The 24296-nt window shown below is 65.8% G+C and carries 20 protein-coding genes, 4 tRNA genes and 2 pseudogenes; 18 read left to right on the plus strand and 8 right to left on the minus strand.

The genetic code is table 11. The annotated features are described in order from the left end of the window. Window positions 1–17 precede the first annotated feature (17 nt). The 4 genes from G6N08_RS17885 to G6N08_RS17900 all read right to left on the minus strand — a co-directional run bounded on the left by G6N08_RS17885 (window position 18) and on the right by G6N08_RS17900 (window position 4187). Window positions 18–1247, minus strand: a complete 1230-nt coding sequence (locus tag G6N08_RS17885) for a lyase family protein (RefSeq protein ID WP_163759459.1) — start codon at window positions 1245–1247, stop codon at window positions 18–20. A 340-nt stretch (window positions 1248–1587) separates the two neighbouring features. Continuing rightward, a complete protein-coding gene (locus G6N08_RS17890) occupies window positions 1588–2586 on the minus strand; it encodes a YihY/virulence factor BrkB family protein (protein ID WP_163759461.1) in 999 nt (332 codons plus the stop codon). Window positions 2587–2745: 159 nt separating this feature from the next. After that, entirely contained in the window at window positions 2746–3231 is a 486-nt protein-coding gene (locus G6N08_RS17895; RefSeq protein WP_163759463.1) for a hemerythrin domain-containing protein, read from the minus strand. After that, complete coding sequence (locus tag G6N08_RS17900) at window positions 3228–4187, minus strand: Rieske (2Fe-2S) protein (protein ID WP_163759465.1); 960 nt, start codon at window positions 4185–4187, stop codon at window positions 3228–3230. The genes G6N08_RS17895 and G6N08_RS17900 overlap by 4 nt, the downstream gene beginning before the upstream one ends. A 466-nt stretch (window positions 4188–4653) precedes the next feature. Between G6N08_RS17900 and G6N08_RS17905 the strand changes: the two genes are divergently transcribed. The 5 genes and pseudogenes from G6N08_RS17905 (at window position 4654) to G6N08_RS17925 (ending at window position 11856) form a co-directional block, all read left to right on the plus strand. Further along, a complete protein-coding gene (locus G6N08_RS17905; protein WP_163759468.1) occupies window positions 4654–5313 on the plus strand; it encodes a DedA family protein in 660 nt (219 codons plus the stop codon). A 532-nt stretch (window positions 5314–5845) separates the two neighbouring features. Beyond that, a complete protein-coding gene (locus G6N08_RS17910) occupies window positions 5846–6277 on the plus strand; it encodes an anti-sigma factor antagonist (RefSeq protein WP_170301295.1) in 432 nt (143 codons plus the stop codon). A gap of 395 nt (window positions 6278–6672) precedes the next feature. Beyond that, window positions 6673–7903, plus strand: a pseudogene (locus tag G6N08_RS17915) (HNH endonuclease signature motif containing protein); the annotation flags it as partial. 140 nt (window positions 7904–8043) lie between these two features. Continuing rightward, window positions 8044–9794 (plus strand): annotated as a pseudogene (locus tag G6N08_RS21470) (IS1634 family transposase). Between the two features lie 415 nt (window positions 9795–10209). Then, window positions 10210–11856 (plus strand): DUF7159 family protein, encoded by a 1647-nt coding sequence (locus G6N08_RS17925; protein ID WP_170301296.1) that lies wholly within the window; start codon window positions 10210–10212, stop codon window positions 11854–11856. Window positions 11857–11904: 48 nt separating this feature from the next. Here the strand turns inward: G6N08_RS17925 and G6N08_RS17930 are convergent, their stop codons facing one another. Together G6N08_RS17930 and G6N08_RS17935 are read right to left on the minus strand one after the other, a co-directional pair. Next, on the minus strand, window positions 11905–12816 hold the full coding sequence (locus G6N08_RS17930) for a hypothetical protein (protein ID WP_246216798.1): 912 nt from the start codon (window positions 12814–12816) through the stop codon (window positions 11905–11907). A gap of 237 nt (window positions 12817–13053) precedes the next feature. Then, window positions 13054–13125 (minus strand) — tRNA-Val (locus G6N08_RS17935). Between the two features lie 171 nt (window positions 13126–13296). Between G6N08_RS17935 and G6N08_RS17940 the strand changes: the two genes are divergently transcribed. The 5 genes from G6N08_RS17940 (at window position 13297) to G6N08_RS17960 (ending at window position 15050) form a co-directional block, all read left to right on the plus strand. Continuing rightward, window positions 13297–13369: transfer RNA gene (locus G6N08_RS17940), tRNA-Gly, on the plus strand. Window positions 13370–13398: 29 nt separating this feature from the next. Beyond that, window positions 13399–13469: transfer RNA gene (locus tag G6N08_RS17945), tRNA-Cys, on the plus strand. Window positions 13470–13497: 28 nt separating this feature from the next. Beyond that, a tRNA-Val gene (locus tag G6N08_RS17950) sits at window positions 13498–13572 on the plus strand. Window positions 13573–13881: 309 nt separating this feature from the next. After that, the gene (locus tag G6N08_RS17955) at window positions 13882–14172 is read left to right on the plus strand and encodes a histidine phosphatase family protein (protein WP_163759471.1); all 291 of its coding nucleotides are present in this window, start codon (window positions 13882–13884) and stop codon (window positions 14170–14172) included. A 29-nt stretch (window positions 14173–14201) separates the two neighbouring features. Then, window positions 14202–15050, plus strand: coding sequence for a histidine phosphatase family protein (locus tag G6N08_RS17960; protein ID WP_163759474.1), 849 nt, complete (start codon window positions 14202–14204; stop codon window positions 15048–15050). Between the two features lie 84 nt (window positions 15051–15134). Here the strand turns inward: G6N08_RS17960 and G6N08_RS17965 are convergent, their stop codons facing one another. Further along, on the minus strand, window positions 15135–15434 hold the full coding sequence (locus tag G6N08_RS17965; RefSeq protein ID WP_246216799.1) for a DUF732 domain-containing protein: 300 nt from the start codon (window positions 15432–15434) through the stop codon (window positions 15135–15137). A gap of 315 nt (window positions 15435–15749) precedes the next feature. Here G6N08_RS17965 and G6N08_RS17970 point away from each other — a divergent pair, with 315 nt between their 5' ends. Then, a complete protein-coding gene (locus tag G6N08_RS17970; protein ID WP_163759481.1) occupies window positions 15750–16934 on the plus strand; it encodes an NAD-dependent formate dehydrogenase in 1185 nt (394 codons plus the stop codon). Window positions 16935–16974: 40 nt separating this feature from the next. Here G6N08_RS17970 and G6N08_RS17975 read toward each other — a convergent pair whose 3' ends face one another. Then, the gene (locus G6N08_RS17975) at window positions 16975–18474 is read right to left on the minus strand and encodes an alanine/glycine:cation symporter family protein (protein ID WP_163759484.1); all 1500 of its coding nucleotides are present in this window, start codon (window positions 18472–18474) and stop codon (window positions 16975–16977) included. A 180-nt stretch (window positions 18475–18654) separates the two neighbouring features. On the opposite strand from G6N08_RS17975, the gene G6N08_RS17980 reads away from it, so the two are divergent. From G6N08_RS17980 to G6N08_RS18010, 7 genes are all read left to right on the plus strand, one after another. Further along, window positions 18655–19389 carry a Clp protease N-terminal domain-containing protein gene (locus G6N08_RS17980; RefSeq protein WP_163759487.1) on the plus strand — a complete coding sequence of 245 codons (735 nt, stop codon included), beginning with the start codon at window positions 18655–18657 and terminating at the stop codon, window positions 19387–19389. 53 nt (window positions 19390–19442) lie between these two features. Then, on the plus strand, window positions 19443–19919 hold the full coding sequence (locus tag G6N08_RS17985; RefSeq protein WP_163759488.1) for an RNA polymerase sigma factor: 477 nt from the start codon (window positions 19443–19445) through the stop codon (window positions 19917–19919). Further along, the gene (locus tag G6N08_RS17990; protein ID WP_163759492.1) at window positions 19916–20506 is read left to right on the plus strand and encodes a methylated-DNA--[protein]-cysteine S-methyltransferase; all 591 of its coding nucleotides are present in this window, start codon (window positions 19916–19918) and stop codon (window positions 20504–20506) included. The genes G6N08_RS17985 and G6N08_RS17990 overlap by 4 nt, the downstream gene beginning before the upstream one ends. Window positions 20507–20696: 190 nt before the next feature. Next, on the plus strand, window positions 20697–21155 hold the full coding sequence (locus G6N08_RS17995; RefSeq protein ID WP_246216867.1) for a hypothetical protein: 459 nt from the start codon (window positions 20697–20699) through the stop codon (window positions 21153–21155). A gap of 11 nt (window positions 21156–21166) precedes the next feature. Beyond that, window positions 21167–21748, plus strand: coding sequence for a GNAT family N-acetyltransferase (locus G6N08_RS18000; RefSeq protein ID WP_163759494.1), 582 nt, complete (start codon window positions 21167–21169; stop codon window positions 21746–21748). A gap of 116 nt (window positions 21749–21864) precedes the next feature. Beyond that, complete coding sequence (locus tag G6N08_RS18005) at window positions 21865–22638, plus strand: pyrimidine reductase family protein (protein WP_163759498.1); 774 nt, start codon at window positions 21865–21867, stop codon at window positions 22636–22638. An 84-nt stretch (window positions 22639–22722) separates the two neighbouring features. Next, complete coding sequence (locus tag G6N08_RS18010) at window positions 22723–24285, plus strand: alpha/beta fold hydrolase (RefSeq protein ID WP_371869048.1); 1563 nt, start codon at window positions 22723–22725, stop codon at window positions 24283–24285. Window positions 24286–24296 lie beyond the last annotated feature (11 nt).

Raw genomic sequence — 24296 nt, forward strand, 5'->3', positions numbered from 1 at the left:
CGACGGCGCCTGCCCAGTCACGACCGGTCTTCGATCTGTCTTCGCGCCTGATCGATGCTCGCATCGATCAGCCGGTCGATTGAGCCCGAATAGGTTGGCGACGGCGGCTTTCCGGCTAGCTCCGCAATAGCTTGCTGCTCATCGCCGATATCGGCGGCGTCGAGGTTTTCGGCCATGCGCGCGGAGTTGACCTGCAGCCCGGCGAGCAGGTCGCTGCACTGCGAACCCGCGACGACGGTACGGCGCGCCAGTGTGCGCAGAGTGTCCCACTCGGCGTGCCAGGCGCCGTCGGGTCGTTCGTCGTTGGCCAATGCGGCCGCAGTATGCAGAGTCGCCGCCAGCTGGGGGGCCGCAATAGCGGCTCGCCGCACCAAAATCGACAACACCGGATTGCGCTTGTGCGGCACCGTCAATGACTCATCGCCCCGCGTGTTTATCGATTCACCCAGCTCAGCGATTTCCGGGCGGACGAGGATCACGACATCCGATGCGATACGGCCCCACGCGTCGGTGCACACCACCAGGGCGTCAGCGGCGGCGGTTATCGGTGTTCGGGTGGTATGCCAGGGCACGCCGGTGTCTAATCCCAAAACAGTCGCTACGCTTTCCACAATGCGGGCAGCCGTCTCCACCGGATCATCCGAACCCGCAACGAGGGTTGCTAATTCTGTTGTCGCAGCTAATGTTCCCGCTGCACCGCCGATTTGCGCCGGTGTGGCCAAAGCGCTGAGCTGCTGATAGGCGTGGGTGACACCGTTCAACCAGCCGGCGACCTTGGCCCCGAATGTGGTCGGCACCGCGTGCTGGGTCAGCGTTCGGGCCACCATCGCAGTGCCGCGATGCGTCGCCGCCAGCGTGCACAGCGTCGAAATCTGTTCGGCAAGCAGCGGTAGAAGAAATCTGGCGACAGCACGGACGGCCACCATGAGGGCAGTGTCGAGAACATCCTGGCTAGTGAGCCCGCGGTGAATCCATTGTGCAGCAACTGCGTCGGCCCGGTCACGTAACAGCGCCACCAACCCGATCACCGGGTTGCCGCCCGCTTCGGAAGTGAGCGCAAGCATTTCGCAGTCCTGCTCCCCCACCAGCTGCCCCAGGTCGACGGCGGCGCATTCCACAGGCGCTAACCCGGCGGCCGCCAGCGCGCTCAACCAGGCGGACTCCACCGCGACCATCGCCTGCACCAACGCCTGATCGGTCATCAAATCCCCGGCACGCTGGTCTCCGGGCCACAGCAGGTTGGTCATTGCTTCACTCCGTCGAACACCGGGAACGCGTTACCTCCCAAGGCTGGAAACGCTTTCGGCGGCAGAGACCGGCCCGGGCGGTCACACCGCAACGGGGCCCGGTCACCGAGTTGAACTTCACCCCACCTCTGCGACGTGGTCGGCGAGTGCGCATCCCTAAGCTTCGCACGCCGGCCCTCCACACGGGCGCCGGCCGACACAACAGTGGTCTGAGGCCGGTCTGTTCTCGCCTGACGATGCTGACGCGGCCGCGGCCCACCCGGCTGAGAACAGGCGGGTGGTCACACCGCTCATGGTGGGCTGGCATCGGGTGCCGCCCTCAGTCCGGCGACGCGGGCGATTAGGCCGGCGCCACCGCGTGCCGCGGCTCCTCCAGCGGCTGACGATCGGCGTCACTGCTGAACGTCACCCCGACGGTTTCCTCCGGACGCCGTTCCTCCATTTTCGCCAGCATGATGAACGCTTTTTTGTCCGCTGCGGTGAAGGGAGGCTGGGTCATCGAACGGGGCCAGAGCCGATATCGCAGAACCACGTTGATTTCTGCCGCCAGCAGTGTCAGGCGAGCCCCGAGATACAGCCACGACACGAGGCCGATCGTGATGGCGAAGAAACCATAGACCTCGGTGGCGTGGATCAGCACGTATCGAACGTAAACGTCTCCGACCGCCTGCAGGATCTCCCAGAACACTGTTGCGACCGCCGCGCCGACCGCGACATCGCGGACCCGCACCCTGGCCGCGGTCAGCAGCGCGAAGGCGGCGAGGAACACGGCGAAATTGACCAGCGATGACGCCGCCCAGGACCACGCCTGATCCAGCGGACGGAATTGCGGCGCCATGCCGATCAGTGTGGTCGTCAGCAGAATGCTGATCCCGATGAGCGCCAGGCTCGCAGAGCCCCGCAGCCGACGACCGACGAAGCCGGGCCACTCTTTGAAAGGCACATTCCAGATTGTGTTCATGGCGTTTTGGGCGGCCTGGCCGAAGCCCTGCGCACCGTATAGCGCACCGAAAACACCCAACACCAATGCCAATCCGCTACCCCGCAGCGGGTGGGCCGAACTGCGCATCTGGGCCCCGATGATCGGGAAATCGGCAAGCGCAGAACTCAACAGCCGGTGCTCGAGGGCGGGATGCCCGCTGAGAATGAAACCGAGAACCGTGGAAAACAACAGCAGCAGCGGAAAGATTGCGAACAGCGCGTAGAAGGCCATCGTACTGGCCTTTCCCCCGGCTTGATCGTTGCCAAATTTCTGAATGACCGCGAACGGCAGACCGACAACCGGGTGACGCTGCTGGAACCGGTCGATTCGGCGTATCACAACCTCCACGCGGTTCATGTCCGACCCTCCCGCGCTCTGAGCCCGCCAGCGATGACTCCTCCTCCCTACACCACACCGGGCGCAGTCAGTGAACGAATCGCGCGCAGTGCCCGAATAGGCGCAGGTTTGGCGGCATACCCGGACGCCGGCGACCCCGCGGGCACACCGCAGACGGGTTCAGATCGCTTTCAGTGTTGCCATCTTGCCGCGCACGCGCAGTTTGTGGATGGTGGAGTTCCGCAGCTGCTCGATGCGTGCCGCCATCCGGCTACCCAACGTGTCAAGCTCGTCGTCGCTGAGCTGCACAGAAGGCGGGGCGGGAATCATGTCACGTTCTTCTTCGTCAGCGTGCGCTTCCAAAACGGTCGCGAACGAATGCCATTCGTCTTCATAGCTGGCCGCGCTCGGCGGAGTGCGCAACAGCACCGCCAGCTGGTCGTTGATCTGACGGTGCTCGGCATGTGCGATGGCGACTAGCGCGCTGGCCGCCGACAATGCCGGGTAAAACAGATCGTCTTCGATGCGAAAATGGATATCCAGTTCGACGAGCAGCTCGTCGAGGTGCTGCTGCCGCTCGACGCTGCCCACCGGCGCCGAATCGATCTTTTTGATCAATCCCTTGATGGTCTGGTGATGATCATGCAGCACCTGGTAGGCGTTCACTGAGCCACTCCTTGTCCAACCGGATTTCGCTTCCCGCCGCGCAACTCAACCATGCCGTCGACCAGCCGCACCTGGTAACAGGGCAGCGGGGCCACCGCCGGACCGCGCAGCACCTCACCCGACTCCACGTCGAACCGCGACCCGTGCCACGGGCACACGATGCGGCCCCGGTCAATCCAGCCGTCGGCCATCGGCGCTGCCAGATGCGGGCAGTACTCACCGACCGCTGTCACCTGTTGTCCGCTGCGGTACAAGACCAATCCCGCGCCGTTGAGCTGAACCCGCTGCGGGCGCCCCTCGGCCAGCTCCTCCAGCCGCAGCACCGGTGTCCAGTCCGGCAGCTGCAGCCGCTTACCGGACTGGTCCATTCCCAGGCCCGCGTCGAACACCAGAGCCCCACCCAAATAGCTGCTGGCCATGGTGATTCCATAACCGACCGCACTGGCCGCGATCCCCCGCAGATGCCGCCCGCGGCGGCGCGCCCACCATGACCAGCCGTAGAGCACCATCGCGAGGGTGTTCAGCACCCCGTGCACCAGCCCGACACGGCGCGCCTGTTCGTGGGTGTGCTGCCAATCGGTCGCCCCGGTGACCGCCGCGCCCATATTGGCGGCGAACCCCATAGCCAGCGCATGTCGGGCAAACCGCGACACGTCGCGCACTTCCGCGGCTGGCCGGCCGGGCAGCGCGCTGAGCACGTCCAACGCCACGGTCGTTCCGATCGACCCGGTCGCCAGCGACGCCAACGCGGGGTGCAGTGGATGCCCGAGCCACACCCCGTGCAACACATTGGTCACCCGATCCCGGGCCCCGCCCAGCGCGTTGAACATGAAGGCCAGCACATGCTCGAGTCGGTAGCTGGGCCGATCCAGCCACTCCTGGCGCCCTAACAGCGACAGCACCCACATGCCCAGCCTGTGAATGCGGTTCTGCACACGCGGCGATCGCCCGGCCATGAGCACCAGCCTTTCCGCAGTTTTTCCGCCAGCATTTCCGTAAATGCGGAGATTAGTTCATGCGATAGACGCACTGTTTTGCATAATCCCCGGCAGAATGATACACAGCACCGCAAATGCGGTTCAGAGACTCCGTTACATCACCGTACCCCTGAAAGGCTACTACTGGCTAGACCACGCAGCTAACTCACAGGAATGCCGTCGTTGCGCCGGACGTGTTGGCGCAGGTGGTATTTCGCCTGGGCTGATCCGCTCATCAGCCGGATCGGCGGTGGCGTGTGCCGGGGTACCAACGTCACAGCGTCATCGACACCTGCGATAAGAAGACGTCGAGGCGTCACGGAATCGGTGACGGCCCAGACGAAGCGGGCGCTGCCGGCGCCAACTCAGGTCGGGCCAGGGGTTGCCGGTCGACACGGGCGCCGCCGAGTGCAGCCCGGCGCACCGCATCAGGCATGCTTGAGCCATGACGGTGGAATCCCTGCTACAGGCGATCCCGCCGCTGACGGTCTACGCGGTGGTCGGAGCTGTGGTAGGGATCGAAAGCCTGGGCATTCCGCTGCCGGGCGAGATCGTACTCGTCAGCGCCGCGCTGTTGTCGTCACATCATGAGCTGGCCGTCAACCCGATCGGCGTCGGCGTCGCCGGGGTGATCGGCGCGGCGGTCGGTGATTCGATCGGCTACACGGTCGGGCGCCGGCTGGGCATGCCACTCTTCGATCGGCTGGGCCGCCGATTTCCGAAGCACTTCGGTCCGGGACACGTCGCGTTCGCGGAGCGCTTGTTCGACCGCTGGGGTATGCGGGCAGTGTTCTTCGGCCGGTTCATCGCGTTGCTGCGGATATTCGCCGGACCGCTCGCGGGCGCATTAAAGATGCGCTATCCGCGTTTTTTGTCAGCCAATGTCGCAGGCGCGATCTGCTGGGCCGGCGGCACCACCGCACTCGTCTATTACGCCGGTGTGGCCGCTGAACGCTGGCTGGAGCGTTCCTCGTGGATTGCGCTCATCGTCGCCGTCGTCGCCGGACTGATCGCTGCCGCGCTGCTGCGCGAGCGCACGTCACGGGTGATCGCCGCGCTGGAAGCAGAGCATTACCGCACATCCGACACACCGACAGCGAGCTGAACGGGGGCAAACGGGCGTCCTGCAGACGACCCACCCACGATGGTGCTCGATCAGCAGGCGCACCATGCCCTGGGCGCGGTGCGCGGCCTCCAGGTCACCCTCGGGCAGGTCACCCTCGGGCGGGTCACCCTCGGGCGGCGATGATGGCCGCCTTCCTCAGGATGTGCCAGGACCGTGCGATCACCTGATCGGTGCCTACCACGCGAACACCGGCGCAGGACAGCTCATCAGCGGTGCTGACACCGCGTTTACGCGTTCGATAGCGATTTCGATAGCGATTTCGATAGCGATTTCGATAGCGATTTCGATAGCGATTTCGATAGCGATATTGCCGCGACGGCGCGCCCCGAGATCGCCTTACCGTACTCTTATCGCCCACGTGTAGACAGACCGGAGTGTCTCGTTATAGAAATGAGACTTCCAGCAGTGACGTTCTGTCTTCAGATGCGTAGGACAGGCAGACCCTGTCTTCAGATGCGTAGGACGGGCATCCATCGCTGCGCTTTAGGCGCTAGCCGATTAGGAGTCCACCATGAATATGCCCATCGCAGAACGATCTTCTGGCCATGTGATGCTCAGCACTCGTTTGATTTCGGAGCTGGGCGACGCACACAGCACCCTGCGAGCGACCACCCAGCGCAACGGCTCTGCGGTCATGGTCTACGCCGGCGGCGAGATCGACGCCTGTAACGAAAGCACCTGGCGACGCCTGCTGGCGGAGGCGTCCGCCGCAGTCACCACACCGGGACCCTTGGTCATCGACACCAACGGGGTGGATTTCATGGCCTGCTGCGCGTTCGCAGTGCTCGCGGACGAGGCAGATCGATGCCTGCGCCGCGGTGTCGATCTGCGCCTGGTGAGCCGTGAGCCGATCGTGCCCCGGATCGTCGCGGCCTGCGGGCTGAGCGAAATGCTGCCGGTTTACCCGAGCATGGATGCCGCCTTGTCGGCAACCGCTCCCTGACGCCGGGTGTGACCACCCTCGATCACGCATCGTCGATGTCCATCGGCAGATCCATGGGGCTGGAAGTGTTTTGCCTGAGGACGTAGAGGTTCTTGGCGCGTTGTACCGGCGGCAATCAGCGGGGCGACGGCGGGGCACGACCAGAGAATGTGCGGATGAGCGCCGTCAGCCGCCCGCTGATGCGTGTGGATCACAGCGCTGCGGGCCCAGACGGGCCCGTCACCGCGTGCCGGGCTGACCGTCTCGCAGCTGTCGGCCGGTTCCGGCACCCATCTGCCGCTCAAGTGATGAATCCGGAACGCCGCACTCCTCAGCGCTCATCCACAGACCCCACTTCGTCCACAACCGCTGCCGGCGGGCGGCCGACTGTCGGAACCACCGGCTATTATTCGAACATGCATTCGATATGCGGGGATTCGGCGCTAGCGGCCGCCGATACCCTCGAGGCCGCGCTCGAGGGAGTGATCCGGCTGGACTGTGATTCCCTGACCACCCCGGAACGCTTGGTGCTGTTGGAGCGGCTGGAGCAGGTGCGTCGCCTGCTGCCGGTCGCGGAGTATGCGCTGATCAACCAACTGCGCGAGCAAGCAGCCCCGGTGGAGTTGGGCGGCAGCCTTGCGCACGGGTTGGCCAATCGGCTGCGCATCACCCGCAGCGAGGCCACTCGGCGCATCCACGAGGCCCAGGACCTCGGGGACCGCCGGGCGCTCACCGGTGAACCGCTGCCGCCGCGATTACCTGCCACCGCGGCCGCACAGCGCGCCGGGCAGCTCGGAGCCGGCCACATCAGCGTGATCCGGGCGTTTTTCCAGCAGCTGCCCTGCTGCGTTGACGCGGCGACCCAGCAACGCGCCGAAGCACATCTGGCCGGGCTGGCCGCCCAATATCGACCCGATCAGCTGCGCACGCTGGCCGACAAACTCGCCGACTGCCTGAATCCGGACGGCAATTTCAGCGAACAGGACCGCGCTCGCCGACGTGCGTTGACATTGGGGAAACAAGACGCTGACGGCATGTCACAGCTGCGCGCCTGGCTTTCCCCCGCCGCACGCGCCGCCCTGGAAGCCGTGCTGGCCAAGCTGGCCGCCCCGGGGATGGCCGACCCCTACAGCGAGCACCCGGTGTTGGACGGGCCACCCTCACAGCAAGCCATTGACGCTGACACCCGCACCCCGGCCCAACGCAACCATGATGGGTTGCACGCCCGCGCTGCGCGCAATCGTCGCGTCGGGAAAACTGGGCCAGCACAACGGGCTGCCCGTTTCGATCATCGTCACGACCACACTGGCCGAGTTGGAGGCGGGCAGCGGTAGAGCACTCACCGGCGGGGGATCACTGCTGCCCATGAAAGAGGTGATCCGGCTGGCCGGCCACGCCCATCACTACCTGGCGATTTTCGATAAGGGACAGGCGATCGGGCTGTACCACACCAAACGGCTGGCCTCACCTGGGCAGCGAATAGTCTTATACGCCAAGGACCGTGGATGCTCGCATCCCGGCTGCGATGTAGCCGGGTACTACTGCGAAGTCCATCACGTCACCGACTACGCTCAATCCCGCAGTACTGACGTGAACGATCTGACCTTCGGCTGCGGGCCTCACCACAAGCTAGTCCGAAGTTGCGGCGGGTTCTGATCGGGGATTAGCCGTTTGAGCTGACATTTTGGGCATGGACCTGGCCTGAATTTGTAGTCACGAATTTATGTGTGTTGTTCCGAGTATTCTGGTGTAAAGCGTCTATACTTGTGGCTATGCCGCGTAGCCCGATGAAGGCCCACGTAGTCAGAGTGAGGAAGACTCACGTGGATAAGCAGGGCAGCGAACGGATCTATGAGTCGGTGCTGCTGCGCCGCACCTACCGTGATGGGCCCACGGTGCGTAACGAGACGGTGGCCAACCTGTCCACGCTGCCCCCGGCGGCGATCGCCGCGCTGGAGGCGACGTTGAAGGGGCATACCCTGGTGCCCGCCGACGATGAATTCACGGTGACGCGGGCGCTGCCGCACGGGCATGTGGCCGCCGTGGCGGCGATGGCCCGCCAGCTTGGCTTGCCGGCGCTTTTGGGACCGCCCTGCCGGTCCCGCGATCTCGTGCTGGGATTGATCATCTCCCGGGTGAATCACCCGGGCTCTAAGCTGGCGACGCTGTCGCGCTGGGCCGACACCACGCTGGGAGCCGACCTGGCCATCGCCGGCGCATCCACCGACGAGGTGTATGCCGCGATGGACTGGCTGCTGGCCCGCCAAGACGTGATCGAAAAAAAGCTTGTTGCCAAACACCTTGGTCGCGATGTGAACCCGTCGCGTATGGCGTTGTTTGACCTGACCAGCTCGTGGGTGACCGGGCGCTGCTGCGAGCTGGCCGCCCGCGGGTATTCCCGCGACCGCAAAAGGGACTTCCCAGATCACCTACGGGGTGCTCACCGATGCGGCCGGGCGCCCGGTGGCGGTGCGGGTGTTTCCGGCGACACCGCCGACCCGCTCGCCTTCACCGAGATCGTCGACGTCATCCGAACCAGGTTTGGGCTGACCCAGCTGGTGCTGGTGGGTGATCGCGGGATGATCACCCGCGCGCGCATCGAGGCGATCAAAACTCAACGACACCGGCGCCGGGTTCGGGTGGATCACCGCGCTGCGCGCCCGGCGATCACCAAACTCGCCGCCGACGACGGGCCGCTGCAGATGAGCCTGTTCGACATCCAAGACCTCGCCGAGATCACCCACCCCGACTACCCGGGCGAGCGGCTGATCGCCTGCCGCAACCCGCCCTGGCCGCCGAGCGCGCCCGCAAACGCGCCGAACTGTTGGCCGCGACCCAGGCGCTGCTGGCCCGTATCGCCGAGCGGGTCGATCGCGGAACCCTCACCGGTGCGGCCCGCATCGGAGAAGCCGTCGGGAAAGTCATCAATAAATACAAGGTGGGCAAGCATTTTCGCTACCAGATCACCGACACCGGCTTCACCTACGGGCGCGATGAGGCCGCCATCGCCGCCGAAGCCGCCCTCGATGGCATCTACGTGCTGCGCACTTGCGTGCCCGCCGCCGACCTCGACGCCCCCGCCGTGGTGCAAAGCTACAAGAACCTCGCCCACCTCGAACGCGACTTCCGCAGCATCAAAACCGACGACCTCGACCTGCGGCCCATCCACCACCGGCTGTCCGACCGTGTCAAAGCCCACGTGCTGATCTGCCTGCTGGCCTGCTATCTGACCTGGCACTTGCGTAAAACCTGGGCACCGCTGACCTACACCGACGAACACCCACCAGCTCGCGACAACCCCGTCGCGCCCGCCCAACGCTCACCAGCCGCGAAAGCCAAAGCCTCCCGCCAACAAACCCCCCACGGCACCCCGCGGAGCTTTCGCGCCCTGCTCGACCACCTGGCCACCCTGACCCGCAACCAAATCCGCTACCACCACACCAACATCGAAATCGACACACTCACCCAGCCAACACCCGAACAACGCCGCGCCTTCGACCTCATCGGGGTCACCATACCCCTCACCATCGCCGCGTAGTCAGACCCAACCCACCAAAAACCACCAAATCCCCACCCCAAAGCCCAGATCAGCCACCCAAACAGTCGCAACTTCGGGCTAGTCACCTGCGGCGGCTACACCACCCGCAAACGCGCCGACGGCACCACCGCATGGCTGCCCCCGCCGTATCTTGACTATGGCCAGTCTCGCACCAACATCTTCCACCACCCTGAACAGCTCTTACGACCAGATGACAACGAGCCGGGTTGACGCGCGCCGCTCCGGTTCGGAGTAGGGTCGCAGTACCACGATCGGCAAGGTTGCTGCCTACAGAACTGGATGAGTCGGGCAATCACGGCCTGTAACGGCGCGGTATGCCGCAGCGACGAAATTCATGCAGGAGAACCGCCGCGGTGTCCGGCCGTGGTTGGTGGGCCAGGAGCAGGGAGGAGCGGTGGACCTCGTTCTCGGGGTGTCGATGGCGCCGTCGGCGATCCAGATGGTGCTCATAGAGGGCGATAACGCCGACGGGGTCACCGTGGAAGAAGACACCTTCGAGATTCCCGCAGCCCACGACGAACCCATGCCGAGTACGGCCGATCAGGTGATTTCGGCGATACTGGGCACCCGCGAGGGTGCCACCCAGGCCGGTTGCCGGCTGGCCTCGACCGGCGTGGCCTGGACCGATGCGGCCGAAGCTAGCGTACTTCGTGAAGCCCTGGCAGCTCGCAAAATCGAAAACGTCATGCTGGTGTCGGCATTTCTCGCCGCCGCCGCACTGGCTCAAACCGTTGGCCAGGCAATCGGCTACGACCACATCGCAATGCTGTTCGTCGAGGCCGGCAGCGCTACCGTGGGTGTCGTCGACTGCGACGACGGATCAGTCACCGACGTGTGTCGTAAGACCCTGAGTGACGATGATCCGGCACCGGCTCAGCTCAGCAGCATGGTGTCGGCAATCAAGGAGAGCGAAACCCGCCCCCAGGGAGTCTTTGTCGTCGGCTGCGGGATCGACGTTGCCCCGATCAAAGCGGCGCTGGAAACGGTGACGCCGCTCCTGGTCAACACACCGGAGGATCCGGCCACCGCACTGGCCCGCGGAGCGGCACTGGCCTCTGCGAATGCCCCGCTATTCGCCTCGGCAACCACCGCGCTGGCCTACGCTCAAGACCCGGCCGTCAGCGAGATCGATCCCTATGCGTTTACCGAGGGATACGCGGGCACCGGCCCGGGCGACGAAGGTCTGGCCTATAGTGCCGTGCCGGATGAGGACGCCGAAAGCGGCACCAGCATTTTCGACGCCGCCGGCGGGGTGGACGACAGCACGCGGCGCCGACCGGTTCTGCTGGTGGGCAGCGCTGCTGCGGCGGTGTTTTTGGCTATCGTTGTGGCGCTGGAGATTTCACTAGCGGTTAGCATTCGCCCGACCGTGGCGTTGCGACCCACGCCCGGGCAAAACCTCATCGTTCCCGCCCAGCAGGCTCCCGCACCCGAAGCACACCCCCCGGTCCCACCACCCATTCAGGTTCCGGCCAGGCAGCCCCTAGCCCCGCCTGCCCCGGCGGTTCCCGCAGCACCACCGGCGCCGATTCGGCCGCCGGTAGCTCCGCCTCCGATGCCGGCGCTGCCGGCCCCCGTGCCGGTGGCTCCCATCCCGGTGCCTCCGATTCCCGGCCCCGTACACCTGCCGGCCCCGGGAGCTCCAGTTCCCCCACCGCCGATAAACTTCCCGGTCCTGCAGCCTCCGGTTGGTGTTCCGAATCCTCAGCCGCCTGTTCATGTTCCGACGCCGCCGATACAACAGCCGGCTCCGGCGCCGCCACCGGTCCATATTCCAGCGCCGCCGGTGCAGCAGCCGGTCCCCAAGCCGCCGGTGAATCTGCCGGCGCCAGAACCACCGATGAACGTCCCGGCCCCTGAACCGCCGATTCACATGCCCGCACCCGAGGCGCCACCCATCCCGGCCATGCCCGCACCCGAGGCGCCGCACATTCCGGTGATGCCGGCGCCTGAGATGCCACACCTTCCGGTGATGCCAGGCCCAGCGCTGCCTCCGGTCATACCGCGTATCCCGCTCATCATGCCGCGCTTCGGGTTATAACCCCGGGCGGGTGCAATGGTAAGGACAACCCCGGAAGCGTTGCGGGGGTTAGGCCTTGCCCAGACCGGCACTGAGTAACTCCCATGCCAGATGCCGGGCTTCAGCGGCCCTTTCACGCAGCAATAGCTGCACGGGAGGGATCGGGTTGGGCTCTGGCGTGCGCCCGTCGATGAAGGCCGCATGCACATCTTCTGCGACACGTATCGCCATGAGCACAGCGTCGTTGACCCGGTTGAGCGCCGCGTGCAAACGATCGTCCTCAACGAGCACGTGGGCGTTGGCGAGCTCCACGGCAAAGTCGTTCACCACTTGACTGATCCGCTCGAAGATGGGCTGCAACGCTTGCTCTCGCTCTTGAGGGTCCTCGATGCGCACGATGTTCGCGCCCTGATCCCACAGCATGGCAAGCGTGTGAGTGTGGGCGCCGATGGCACGCGAGACGTCGATCGTGGCCTGTCTTTGTTGCTGCGCCAGCAGCTGAGCGCGCTGCACGCGGGCCAACTCCCGATGCGCCTCCACCTCAGCGCGGTGGAATTCACCCTGGAGACGGTGCAATTCCCGGGCGTGTGCCAGCTCCTCGGCTGAGCGTGCGGCAACAGCCGCCAGTTCCCTGCGGAGTTGATCGACGGCGTCTGCAGCGTTTCCCAGCGCCTGGCGTTGGATGGTCAGCGCCAACCATAAGGCAACCACGACGGCACTGAATACGCTGGCACCGAAAAACCAATCGGCCTTGGACCCGACCCGCCAACCGCTGTAGGCGACCACCCAGATCATGGCAAGACCTGCTGCCACACCACAGGCCACCCAATCGATTCCACGCGCACCGCCCATGCCGGCGAACCAGCGTCGGCTACGACGCGGCCCGGTAGGGCTGGGCAGCTGGGTCAGCGGAGCGGTGTCGCTGGCTGCGTCGGCCTCGGCAGGCCTCGCAGCCCGGTGGGCCCGTGCCGGTCCAGTCATCTCGGTGTGTCTTTGCCCAGGGCTCCTGCGGTGGGGCTCCAGACCGGGACTCGGCGCGGCTGGTCTGACATTCGCCACCGGCCCGCTCCTTTCGCTCAGCGCCGAATCGTGTGGCAGCGCACTCGGCGCGAGCCCACACCTTCGTCGCGGTAGCCAATCGGCTCGGCGGCACCGATTCTGCCCTAGCCAGCAGTCTCAGTTTGCCGGCCGCGTATTCGGCGGATGCGTCAACACCGGTGGTCCCGGCTGGGTTCGAACCAGCGACCTCCCGCGTGTGAGGCGGGCGCTCTTCCACTGAGCCACGGGACCGGTGCCGAGCGGCGAACGAGGTCGAAGACTAGCACGCACGCCCATTGCGGGAGAACGCGCTGCAAGAGGCCGCAGTAAAGACGTGCCACGTGGTATCAAAAGATTTGTGCGCGCCCGCTGGGGTGGACTATCGTCGTGCTTCGCGGCGGGCGACGGTATCGTCTGTGGCGCGCGGATGTAGCGCAGTTGGTAGCGCATCACCTTGCCAAGGTGAGGGTCGCGGGTTCGAATCCCGTCATCCGCTCGAAGGTGTTTTAGTGGCATCAACCCCACGGTGGAGTGGCCGAGTGGTGAGGCAACGGCCTGCAAAGCCGTGCACACGGGTTCGATTCCCGTCTCCACCTCCCTGTGTCGGATCTTTGTCGGACCCGGGCGCGGTTAGCTCAGCGGGAGAGCGCTTCCCTGACACGGAAGAGGTCGCTGGTTCAATCCCAGTACCGCGCACCAGTGTTTATCCAGGGCATTAAGACATTAAAGAGTGGGCAGCCTCAACCACCGCGGTGCCGCCGGTCCGCTGGCTGGCATATCTCAGCCGTTCTCGACAAGCAGCCGGGGATAGTCAGATTCGCCAAGGGTGACCGGGGACTGGTGTCGCGTGTTCGCTGTGCGTGCCCGGTCGTCGTGCGTTGTGCCGATGCGGCGCCGCCCCGCCTGCGCTCCCGGGCGCGCGCCGCACTATTGTTCCCACAGGCTCGCCGCAGGTAGGGTCACCGCCGTCGATCTGCGCCGGCTGATCCCGCGTCCGAGGACACGCTCATGGACCTGACCCGTCGTCGCGATGTCATCGTCGGCGCTGCGACTGCGGCCACCAGTCTCATCGCGGTCACCCCGGTCGGCCTGCCGCCGCGGGAGGTGCACGAACATGCGGTCCAGCTCCTCACCGGCGAGGAGGACATCACCCTGGACCTCGTGCGGCACGCTCAACCGGCCGGCTCCCCCTCGTATCTGTCCAAAGTCGGGTCGTTTCTCCCCGGACATCCACTGAGCGAGATGGGCCGGGAACAGGCGCAAGCCCTCGGCGCCGTACTGGCGCAGGAAGGCCCGTAGCGGGGATCTACGCCGGGGATAACATCCGGATGCCACAGACCGCGGCGCCGCTGGCCGATCTGCTCCACATGAATGTGCAGCTCTTGCCCGGGCTCGACGAGATCGCCGGCGGCATTTACAACGCCGACCCACTTTTAAGCCCCGGCGGAATCCTGTACAACCTGACCTTAATTGCGTGGGTTTTCGGATTAGACTTCGTGCCGATGCCGGGCGCTTACGTAAACGGGGTGGCATTCGACGAAAGCTTCAGCAGCGCCGTTGACACGATCTACGACAACACCGTGAGCGCGGGCGGGCCGACCAAAGACGTCGCAGTTTCCGGTGAAGCTGCGATCAGTACCTGGGCGCTGATGAACGCTAAAAACCCCGATTTGTCATTCTTCGCGCCGCTTTTCCTTCATGCGGTGTTGGGCGGCAATGTGGAGGCCTTCTTACCCACCACAGGCATTGTCGTCGTCGAGGGGAACCCCGAAGAGGGATGGACAATAGTCAGCTGGAACGGGCAACCCGTCCCGCAGCATCCTGGCTTGCTCACGCAGTTGTTCGTCGACGTGCGTGACGTGATCACCGCCCCTCAGGTTGCCGCGTACAACGTTTTTGAGGCCATCCTGGGCGGCGATCCGACGGCGATCGTGAACGCGGTCGACAATGGTGTCAGCGAAGTCGCCACGGCGCTAGTCCAGTTCCCCTTCTCGGTGTTCGATGACATCGGCGGTACGGCGACGGCGGGTGTGCACGACCTCGCCGCCGATGTGGCCGGGTTACCGGCAGGCGACCTCGGTGTGCCCGCCGCAGCAACACTGTTCGATCCGGCGGGCATCAGCTCGATGCTGAGCACACTCCTGGCAGACCTCCCCACCATGGTGCTGGGCCTGTAGGCCTGGCCCAGGCCCGGCAGCGCCCGCGGATGTGATGGGCCGGTATGAGCGCGGCCCGGATCTGAACCGTCCGATATGCCGGTGTCAGCCGCCGCTGTCCTTCAGGCGCCCCGGGCAGTAAACCCGCGCGGCGATCCCGGTGAAGGTAAGGGCGTTTTCGGTCTTGAACCCGGGGTTGGCATTGGTCAGTTGCGTGACGACGTCCGCAGGGGCCGTGCCGCTATTGATCAGCTGGCACACCGTGCGACCCGCAGTTACCGCTCGGCCGGCGTTGTTGTAGGTGATACCGGCGTTTTTGAGCATGGCGAGGAAGTTCGCGTCGTCCTCGGCGGGGTCGGCATGAGCTGGCACCGCCAGGCCGGCCACGGCCACGAGGCCGGCCACCAGGAGTGAAAGTCTCATGGTTCATCATTGTCCGGCAGCGGGCGATGTGCACACCACATTTGTCAGCAGCACACCGGTCGGCGCGCAGAACTGCGAACACGCGGCGTTGAGGTGACCGACGCGAACACACGGTCGCGCCCGGTAGCCGGGCGGACAGCTGCGTGCCCGATGCCGAATCACGTCGCCTACCGGGCACGGGATAGTCTGTGTCGGACAGACCCCTGGACACTCCTCAGCCCGCCTGTGCGCCAACCAGCGCGAACGCACAAGCGGGCTGAGCTCACCTACCGGAGCACATCGCTGGAGGAGGACGTGATGGCCAAGATCGTGCTGGTGTTGTATCCCGACCCGATCTCTGGCTATCCGCCGGTCTATGCCCGCGACGGCGTCCCTGTGGTGCCCGGCTATCCCGGTGGCCAGAGTCTGCCAAGCCCGTCAGCGCTCGACTTCACCCCCGGGGAGCTGGTCGGCTGTGTGTCCGGTGCGCTGGGATTGCGGACGTTTCTCGAACAGGCTGGGCACCAGCTAGTGGTGACGTCGGACAAAGACGGCCCGGACTCGGAGTTCGAGCGCGAACTGCCAGACGCCGACATCGTTATCTCCCAACCATTTTGGCCGGCATACCTGACCGCTGAGCGGATCGCGAAGGCGCCTCGGCTCAAACTGGCGATTACAGCTGGAATCGGTTCGGACCACGTGGACCTCGACGCCGCGATCGCCCGCGGAATCACCGTCGCCGAGATCACCTACAGCAACAGCATCAGCGTGGCCGAGCACGCGGTGATGCAGATCCTGGCGCTGGTGCGCAACTTCGTTCCATCGCATCGATGGGTGGTCGACGGCGGCTGGAACATCGCCGATTGCGCCGCCCGTGCCTATGACCTCGAGGGCATGGACGTGGGTGTGATGGCCGCCGGCCGCATCGGACAAGCGCTCCTGCGGCGCCTGGCGCCGTTTGCGGTCAACCTGCATTACACCGATACCCGCCGATTGCCGGAAGCGGTCGAACGCGAACTCAATGTGACGTTTCATCCCGATGTGCACTCGCTGGTGCGTGCGGTCGACGTGCTCTCCATCCACGCGCCGCTGCATCCGCAGACCTATCACCTCTTCGACGACAAGCTGCTGGCCTCGATGCGCCGCGGCTCCTACATCGTCAACACCGCCCGTGCCGAGATCTGTGTGCGCGATGCGATCGTGGCGGCTCTGCAGAGCGGGCAGCTGGCCGGCTACGCCGGAGATGTGTGGTATCCGCAGCCGCCGCCCGCCGACCACCCGTGGCGCACCATGCCGCACCACGCCATGACCCCGCACGTTTCCGGCACCACGCTGTCCGCCCAGGCCCGCTATGCGGCCGGCACCCGCGAAATCCTCGAGGACTGGTTCGCCGGGCGGCCCATCCGCGAGGAATACCTGATCGTCGCGGGCGGCCAACTGGCCGGAACCGGCAAAGAGTCCTATACCGCCGGAGCCGGCAAGGCCTCCGACGGCCAACGCTAGATACCGGTCTAGGGCCCTGCGCGGCCCGCGCAAACACCCGTCACTTGGCCGCCGGAACCATCGCCGGCGATGACGGCGTCCCGATGGCGCTACTCGCGGGCTCGCACACCGGCTCGCCGACTGCCCAAATATCCCCGACGAGCGCACCGGGCAGCCCGGCCTCGTCAGCAATAAAGACCGGCTTTTTACCGGTTGCGGACTGGCGCTGAAAATCGCGTAAGGCCGCGAATGCCCACGTGCCCAGCAAGCAAATCGCGACCAGGTTGGCGATCGCCATCAATGCCATCCCCAGATCGGCGAGCGCCCACACCACCGTCAGCCTGGACATCGCCCCGAATGCGACGGCCACCAGTGTCGAAACTTTGAGCACATTGACCGCACCCTGTCCGGCGCCCAAAAAGAACAGGTTGGCTTCCGCACACACATAATTGCCCAATACTGCCGATAACGCGAAAACAAAAACCACCATTGTGATCAATCCGGTGGTCCAGGAACCCAGACCGGCGGCCACCGCCGACTGCGTCAGCCCCACGCCGGCCACCGCATCGCGGCGAGCGGGGTCGTAGACATCGGGACTCGACACCAAGACGATGAACGCCGTCGCCGTGCACACCAGAATGGTGTCGACGAAAACGCCGAGCGATTGAATCAGACCCTGTTCGACAGGATGCGACACCGTCGCCGTGGCCGCGACGTTTGGCGCACTTCCCATTCCGGCCTCGTTCGCAAACAGGCCTCGCTTGACGCCGTTGAGCATCGCGGCGGCGATACCACCGCCGAAACCGCCTGCCATCTGCCGGATTCCGAACGCACCGCCGACGATCTCCTCGATCACCCTGGGAAGGCTTGTCATATTGGCCGCCACGATCGCAAGTGCGAGCACCATATACAGTACTGCCACCGGGGGCAGCACGAGTTCGGTCACCCTAGCGACCCGGCGGACTCCGCCGAACAGCACGGGCGCGGCCAGCACGACGAGACCCACTGTCGTCCAACCGACCCCAACCGAATGCGATGTCTTCAAAGCGTCACTGACCGCGTTTGCCTCCACCATGTTGAACGCGACCCCGAAGGTGAACACCAACAGCACAGCTAACGTGGCTCCACCTGCCCGCGAGCCCAGCCCCCGCTGGATGTAAAACGCGGGACCGCCCCGGAAGGCGCCGTCATTGGAGCGGGCCTTGAACAGCTGCGCGAGTGTGGCCTCGACAAATGCCGTCGCCATACCGACCGCCGCGACCACCCATATCCAGAACACCGCACCGGGACCGCCGACCGTGAGCGCCACCGCCACTCCGGCAACATTGCCGGCGCCCACCCGCGACGCCAAACCGACGCAAAACGCCTGAAATGACGAGATCCCGCCCCCCGCACTGCGCGACCGGCTGATCTGGCGCAGCATACGCCCGAAATAGCGGATCTGAATGAATCGGGTCCGGACGGTGAAATAGATACCGGAACCGATTAACAAATAAATGAGGACATAGCTGTACAGCAGTTTGTTGACCTGATCGACCACGTGTCCCTGAATGACGTCCATATTCGCTTCCCAAAAAAACCGGCAAGGCGTGATGATCATATGTGCGGCGTGTTAACCACTCGTCTCGCGACACTCGGTCGTTCAGCCAAAAATGTTAAAACTGCAACGAAACAGTTAACTGGCCATTGGGCGTCAACACATCGTTGACGCCCGCGGAGACGTCAACCTATCGTTGACGGTATGTCACAGCCCGGGTCCGTCACTTATCCGGTCCGCCTCGACGACCTGATCACCGCTATCGCCCAGGCGCATCGTGGTGTGCTGGACCAACTGCGCGATGCGGTCATGCTCGCCGAGCATCTCAGCGAGGTGGCCGATCATGTGGTGGGTCACTTCGTTGACCAGGCCCGCCGCTCGGGGGCGTCGTGGACCGACATCGGCAAAAGCATGGGTGTCACCAAACAGGCCGCGCAGAAGCGGTTCGTTCCGCGAGCGGAGGTCACAACGCTCGATTCCGATCACGGTTTCGAGCGCTTCACGCCGCGGGCCCGTAACGCCGTCGCCGCCGCCCACACCATTGCCTCAGAGGCCCGCAACACCCAGATCACGCTCGATCATCTGCTGCTGGGCGTGCTCAGTGACCCCCACGCGCTGGCCACCGCGTTACTGGACGCACAAGGGATTGATGCCGCAGCGGTCCGGGCCGCGGTGGAGCTGCCGGTGGGTGGCGCGGAACCGCCCGAGCTGATCCCATTCAGTGGGCCCGCCCGCAAGGTCCTGGAATTGACCTTCCGGGAAGCGCTACGGCTGGGCCATAACTACGTGGGGACCGAACACCTGCTGCTGGCGCTATTCGAACTCGAGGACGACACCGGGCCGCTGCACCAAGCCGGCTTCGACAAGGGACGGGTGGAGGCCGATCTGATTAACGTGCTGGAATCACTGGTGGCCGGAACCTCCGGGAAAGCCGACTGAGAACTCGAGTCTCACACCCGGCGGGTACCTGTCGTCTACCCAGTGTGGGGCCGATGAGACCGTTCGAAGACGTGGTGGCCGAATACGGCCCCACCGTGCTGCGGGTATGCCGGGCCGTGGTCGGGCGTCAGGACGCCGAAGACGTGTGGTCGGACACCTTCGTCTCGGCTTTGCGCGCCTACCCCGAGCTGCCTCCCGGCAGCAATATCGAGGCGTGGCTGGTCACCATCGCCCACCGGCGTGCCGTCGACGCCCGCCGGGCCCGGTCCCGGCATCCCATTCCGGCCGCCGACATCGCCGATCGACCTGTGGCGCACAGCGATCCCGCCACCCGTGACGATGACCTGTGGACCGCGCTGGCACGCCTGCCCGATAAACAACGTCTGGCGGTGGCCTACCACCATATCGGCGGGCTGCCCTTCGCCGAGGTGGCCGCACTGCTCGGCAACTCCCCCCAGGCCGCACGCCGCGCCGCGGCCGACGGCATCAAAACTCTTCGCCGGGCCTATTTGGGAGGTGAAACCCAGTGAACACCAACGTCTTTCCAGAGCATGACGAAACCGCCGCTTTGGCGCGGCTGCATGCGGAGCTGGAACGCAGCGCCGACCGGCACGGCCTGCTCGACGTCGCCTACCGCACCCTGGAGACCCCGGTCGGTGTGCTGCTGCTGGCGGCCACCGATGTCGGGCTGCTCCGGGTTGCCTTCGACGTCGAAAACCACGCCGCGGTGCTGGCGGCGCTGGCCAGCTCGGTCAGCCCACGTATCCTGCGGGCACCCGCGCGGCTGGACGACGCGGCGCGCCAGCTTGAGGAGTACTTCGCCCGGCGGCGCACCCACTTCGAGCTCCCGATCGATCTGCGCCTAGTCACGGGCTTCCGTCGCACGGTCATCGAATACCTGCGCAGTATCGGCTATGGGCAGCGCAAAAGCTATGCCGGCGTGGCTGCCGGCATCGGCAACCCACGAGCGGTGCGCGCGGTCGGCACGGCCTGCGCGCACAACCCGTTGCCGGTGGTCATCGGCTGCCACCGGGTGGTCCGATCGGACGGCTCGCCTGGTCACTACGCCGGCGGCGCCCGCGCCAAGGCGTTGCTGCTCGACCTGGAAGCGGCCTAGCCGCTCTGGTGCAACTCCCACCGGTGCAGCGTCGCCATATGCGATCATGCGAAGGTCGCGGTAAGCGGCCAAGCAGGACGACCAAGCAGGACGGCCAAGCAGGACGGCCAAGCAGGACGACCAAGGAGGACGACCAACGAGGATGATGTATCGCTGGTTGGCGCTGCTGGTTGCCAGTGTGATCGCGTCAATGGCCACCGTGTCGCCCGCCTCGGCCGGCGACGCCCCAATCGGCCGGCTCGGTGACACCCTGCGGGTCGACACCGGCAAGATCATCGCCGACGTCACAGTCAGCCGGGTCGAGCCGGTAGATCCGCCGCCCGGATTCGGCTACCAGCGCGGGGGGACAATCAAGGGCTTTCCGGGTAGCGGGGTCGTGCGTGCTGACGTCACCATCCACGCGATCACGGTGCCCTCCCCGTTCCAGATGGCGACCGACTTCACCTTCGACGGAGTCACCCCATTCGCCGATGCCTACACGTCGCGGCCCTCGGATGCCCCCGACGCGCTGGACTCGGTGCTCACCAACGCGCCCGCGGGTTCGACGGTCCACGGTGGCGTGTATTGGGACGTCCAGCGTGATCCGGTCTCCTATGTGATGCTGCTGGACCGCAAGACCGGCGTGCATCTTGCACAGTGGAACCTCTGACCCCGCCGAGAATGTGCCCGGCGCAACCGGGCGCGCAGCGACCGGTCGATCAAGGCGCGCAAACTCTCCCGGCTGTGCGTGCCGCGACAGCCGATTGTGTCGACGAGCTGGCGGCGGTCGCGGCACGCACCTTTCCGCTGGCGTGTCCGCAGTCGGTGAGTCCGGCGAGCATCGCCTCATTCATCGATGCCAACCTGTCTGCCGCCCGCTTCGCCGAGTATCTGGCCGACCCTCAAAGACTGATCTTCACTGCGCGAGAAGCCGATCGGATCGTCGGTTATGCCATGCTCGTTCACGGCGTGGGCGCCGATGCCGACGTGATGCGCGCGGTCGACATTCGCCCGGCCGTCGAGCTTTCGAAAATGTATGTTCTTCCGCAGCGTCACGGGCACGGCGTGTCGGCGGCACTGATGAACACCGCGCTGGCTGCGGCTGCCGACCGCGGCGCGGCCTGTGTATGGCTGGGAGTGAACCAGAAAAATCAGCGCGCACAACGCTTTTACACTAAGCATGGCTTTATCATCAAGGGCACCAGAACATTTCGCGTGGACGAGTGTCTTGAAGACGACTACGTCATGGTTCGAGTCATCTGACCGCAGGTATCGGCGGCCGCCGCGCTCAGTCCGCCGGGCGGCTCGGCTGGGCCGCACCAGCTGTCCGGCGGGGGCGGTGCGTGCCAACCGCAGGGCGGCGTGCTGCAATCATGCTCATGCCCGACCCCCACGCCGGTGAAACCCAGCTGATGATGCTGGGATCGGTTCGCGATCTCGACGACGCCGAGCTGTACCGGCTCTACAGCTACCCGGCCGACCCGCAGCGTGCCTGGGTGCGGGCGAACTTCATCACCAGCCTCGACGGGGGCGCCACCCTCGACGGCACGACAGCCGGGCTGGGTGGGCCCGGCGACCGGTTCGTGTTCAGCGTGCTCCGCGAACTGGCCGACGTCATCCTGGTGGGCGCCGGCACGGTGCGCGCCGAGAGCTACGCCGGCGCGCAGCTGAGCGTGGCGCAGCGTCGGCGCCGCCAGATCCGCGGACAAAGCGAGGTGCCCCCCCTTGCGATCGTCACCGCGTCCGGTCAGCTCGACCGGGAAATGCCGGTGTTCACCCGCACCGAGGTGCCGCCGCTGGTGCTGACCTGCTCCGCGGCGGCCGAGCGGATACGGCAACGGCTGGCCAGCCTCGCCGACGTCATCGACTGCTCGGGCGACGACCCGGGCACCGTTGACGAGTCCGCCGTGCTCGCGGCGCTCACCGGCCGCGGCATGAACCGCGTTCTCACCGAGGGCGGCCCCACGCTGCTGAGCTCGTTTGTCCAGCGGGACCTGGTCGACGAGCTGTGCCTGACGATCGCGCCGTGCCTGGTGGGGGGACAGGCCAGCCGGATCATCACCGGGCCGGGGCAGGTGCTCACCCAGATGCGCTGCGCCCACATCCTCACCGACCAAAGCGGCTATCTGTACACGCGGTATGTGAAAATCTGAGTCCCGCGCGCCGTCGCGCGACGATGAGCCTGACATCACCGCAGCTACGCGGCATCGATGTGCACGATCGCTAGTGTGGTCGGCATGAACCGGCATGTCAGATCGGCCGCGCTCGGGCTCGCGGCGACTGTGCTGCTGGCCGGCTGCGTCCCGGGCCTGGCCGCCGATCCGCGGTTCGCCACCAACTCCGGCGCCCGGCAGCGCGGCGCGGCCACCACAACCCCTGCCCCCAACGGTCCACCGCCCATTCCCGCGCCGAAAAACGATCTGCCGTGGCGCGACTGTACCGCGCGGGTGTTCGGAGAGGCCGCCGTGCCCGCCGCGCCGGGGATCCGCCTCGATTGCGCCAGCTATGACGCCGACCTTGACCCCGTCAACGGGGCGACCGGCACACTGAGCATCGGGGTGGTCCGGGCCCGCTCGAATCGGACCCCGCCCGAGGCCGGTCCGCTGATTTTCACCACCGGCTCGGATCTGCCGTCGTCGGTGCAGCTGCCGATATGGCTTTCGCACGCGGGCGCCGATGTCCTGCACAGTCACCCGATCGTCGCCATTGACCGCCGCGGGATGGGCATGTCCAGTGCGGTGGACTGTCGCGACCAGATCGACCGCCAAGAGATGCACGACCAAGCGCAATTCGAGCCCGGTGACGACCCGGTGGCAGCCCTGAGTGACATCACCGACAAAGCCACCACCAGCTGCACGGATACCATCGCTCCCGGCGACTCCGACTATGACGACACGCACGCGGCCGCCGACGTCGAACGGCTGCGCAGCATCTGGGACGTGCCCGCGCTGGCGCTGATCGGGATCGGCAACGGTGCCCAGGTGGCGTTGACCTACGCCGGGTCGCATCCCGATAAGGTCGCCCGGCTGATTCTCGACTCCCCCGTGCCACTGGGAGTGAGCGCCGAAGCTGCCGCTGAGCAACAAGTCAAGGGCCAGCAAGCGGCACTCGACGCGTTCGCCGCCCAGTGCGCCGCGTTGAACTGCCCGCTGGGCCCCGATCCGAAGGGCGCCGTGGACGCGCTGCTGGCCGCCGCCCGAACCGGCCATGGACCCGGGGGTGCGTCGGTGGCATCGGTGGCCAACGCTCTCACCACGGCCCTGGGTTATCCCACCGGCGATCGTGTCGGCAACACGATGGACCTGGCCACTGCGCTGGCCAGCGCCCGCTCCGGTGACGCCAACCTGCTGACCAACCTGATCAACCGGGCGGTGGCCCTCCGCGACACCGATGGGCAGTTCATCAACTCCTGCAGCGATTCGCTCAACCGCCCCACTCCGGACCGCATCCGCCAGCTCGTGGTCGCCTGGGGCAAGCTCTATCCGCAGTTCGGCACCGTCGGTGCGCTCAGCCTGGTCAAATGCGTGCACTGGCCGAGTGCTTCGCCCCCCCAGCCGCCGAAGGACCTCAAGGTCAACGTGCTGTTGATGGGCGTCCAGAAGGACGATCCGATCGCGGGCTCCGAGGGGGTTGCCGCCACCGCCGCCGCCATCATCAACGCCGGCACGGCCAGCAAGCGGGTGATGTGGCAGGGTATCGGCCACGGTGCCAGCATCTATTCGTCGTGCGCGGTGCCGCCCCTGATCGGCTATCTGGACACCGGCAAGCTGCCTCCCACCGACACCTACTGTCCGGCCTGAGAGTTCGGTTT

It is taken from the genome of Mycobacterium botniense (assembly GCF_010723305.1).
In the GTDB taxonomy this organism is placed as follows: Bacteria; Actinomycetota; Actinomycetes; order Mycobacteriales; family Mycobacteriaceae; genus Mycobacterium; species Mycobacterium botniense.

What these genes read in the sequence shown, in the direction of transcription:
- G6N08_RS17905 (WP_163759468.1), top strand. Translation starts at nt 4,654, where the DNA reads ATGACGGTGGAATCCCTGCTACAGGCGATCCCGCCGCTGACGGTCTAC.
- G6N08_RS17960 (WP_163759474.1), top strand. Translation starts at nt 14,202, where the DNA reads ATGCCACAGACCGCGGCGCCGCTGGCCGATCTGCTCCACATGAATGTG.
- G6N08_RS17910 (WP_170301295.1), top strand. Translation starts at nt 5,846, where the DNA reads ATGAATATGCCCATCGCAGAACGATCTTCTGGCCATGTGATGCTCAGC.
- G6N08_RS17930 (WP_246216798.1), bottom strand. Translation starts at nt 12,816, where the DNA reads ATGACTGGACCGGCACGGGCCCACCGGGCTGCGAGGCCTGCCGAGGCC.
- G6N08_RS17890 (WP_163759461.1), bottom strand. Translation starts at nt 2,586, where the DNA reads ATGAACCGCGTGGAGGTTGTGATACGCCGAATCGACCGGTTCCAGCAG.
- G6N08_RS17970 (WP_163759481.1), top strand. Translation starts at nt 15,750, where the DNA reads ATGGCCAAGATCGTGCTGGTGTTGTATCCCGACCCGATCTCTGGCTAT.
- G6N08_RS17995 (WP_246216867.1), top strand. Translation starts at nt 20,697, where the DNA reads ATGGCCACCGTGTCGCCCGCCTCGGCCGGCGACGCCCCAATCGGCCGG.
- G6N08_RS18010 (WP_371869048.1), top strand. Translation starts at nt 22,723, where the DNA reads ATGAACCGGCATGTCAGATCGGCCGCGCTCGGGCTCGCGGCGACTGTG.
- G6N08_RS18005 (WP_163759498.1), top strand. Translation starts at nt 21,865, where the DNA reads ATGCCCGACCCCCACGCCGGTGAAACCCAGCTGATGATGCTGGGATCG.
- G6N08_RS17980 (WP_163759487.1), top strand. Translation starts at nt 18,655, where the DNA reads ATGTCACAGCCCGGGTCCGTCACTTATCCGGTCCGCCTCGACGACCTG.
- G6N08_RS17975 (WP_163759484.1), bottom strand. Translation starts at nt 18,474, where the DNA reads ATGGACGTCATTCAGGGACACGTGGTCGATCAGGTCAACAAACTGCTG.
- G6N08_RS17900 (WP_163759465.1), bottom strand. Translation starts at nt 4,187, where the DNA reads ATGGCCGGGCGATCGCCGCGTGTGCAGAACCGCATTCACAGGCTGGGC.
- G6N08_RS17955 (WP_163759471.1), top strand. Translation starts at nt 13,882, where the DNA reads ATGGACCTGACCCGTCGTCGCGATGTCATCGTCGGCGCTGCGACTGCG.
- G6N08_RS18000 (WP_163759494.1), top strand. Translation starts at nt 21,167, where the DNA reads ATGTGCCCGGCGCAACCGGGCGCGCAGCGACCGGTCGATCAAGGCGCG.
- G6N08_RS17985 (WP_163759488.1), top strand. Translation starts at nt 19,443, where the DNA reads ATGAGACCGTTCGAAGACGTGGTGGCCGAATACGGCCCCACCGTGCTG.
- G6N08_RS17885 (WP_163759459.1), bottom strand. Translation starts at nt 1,247, where the DNA reads ATGACCAACCTGCTGTGGCCCGGAGACCAGCGTGCCGGGGATTTGATG.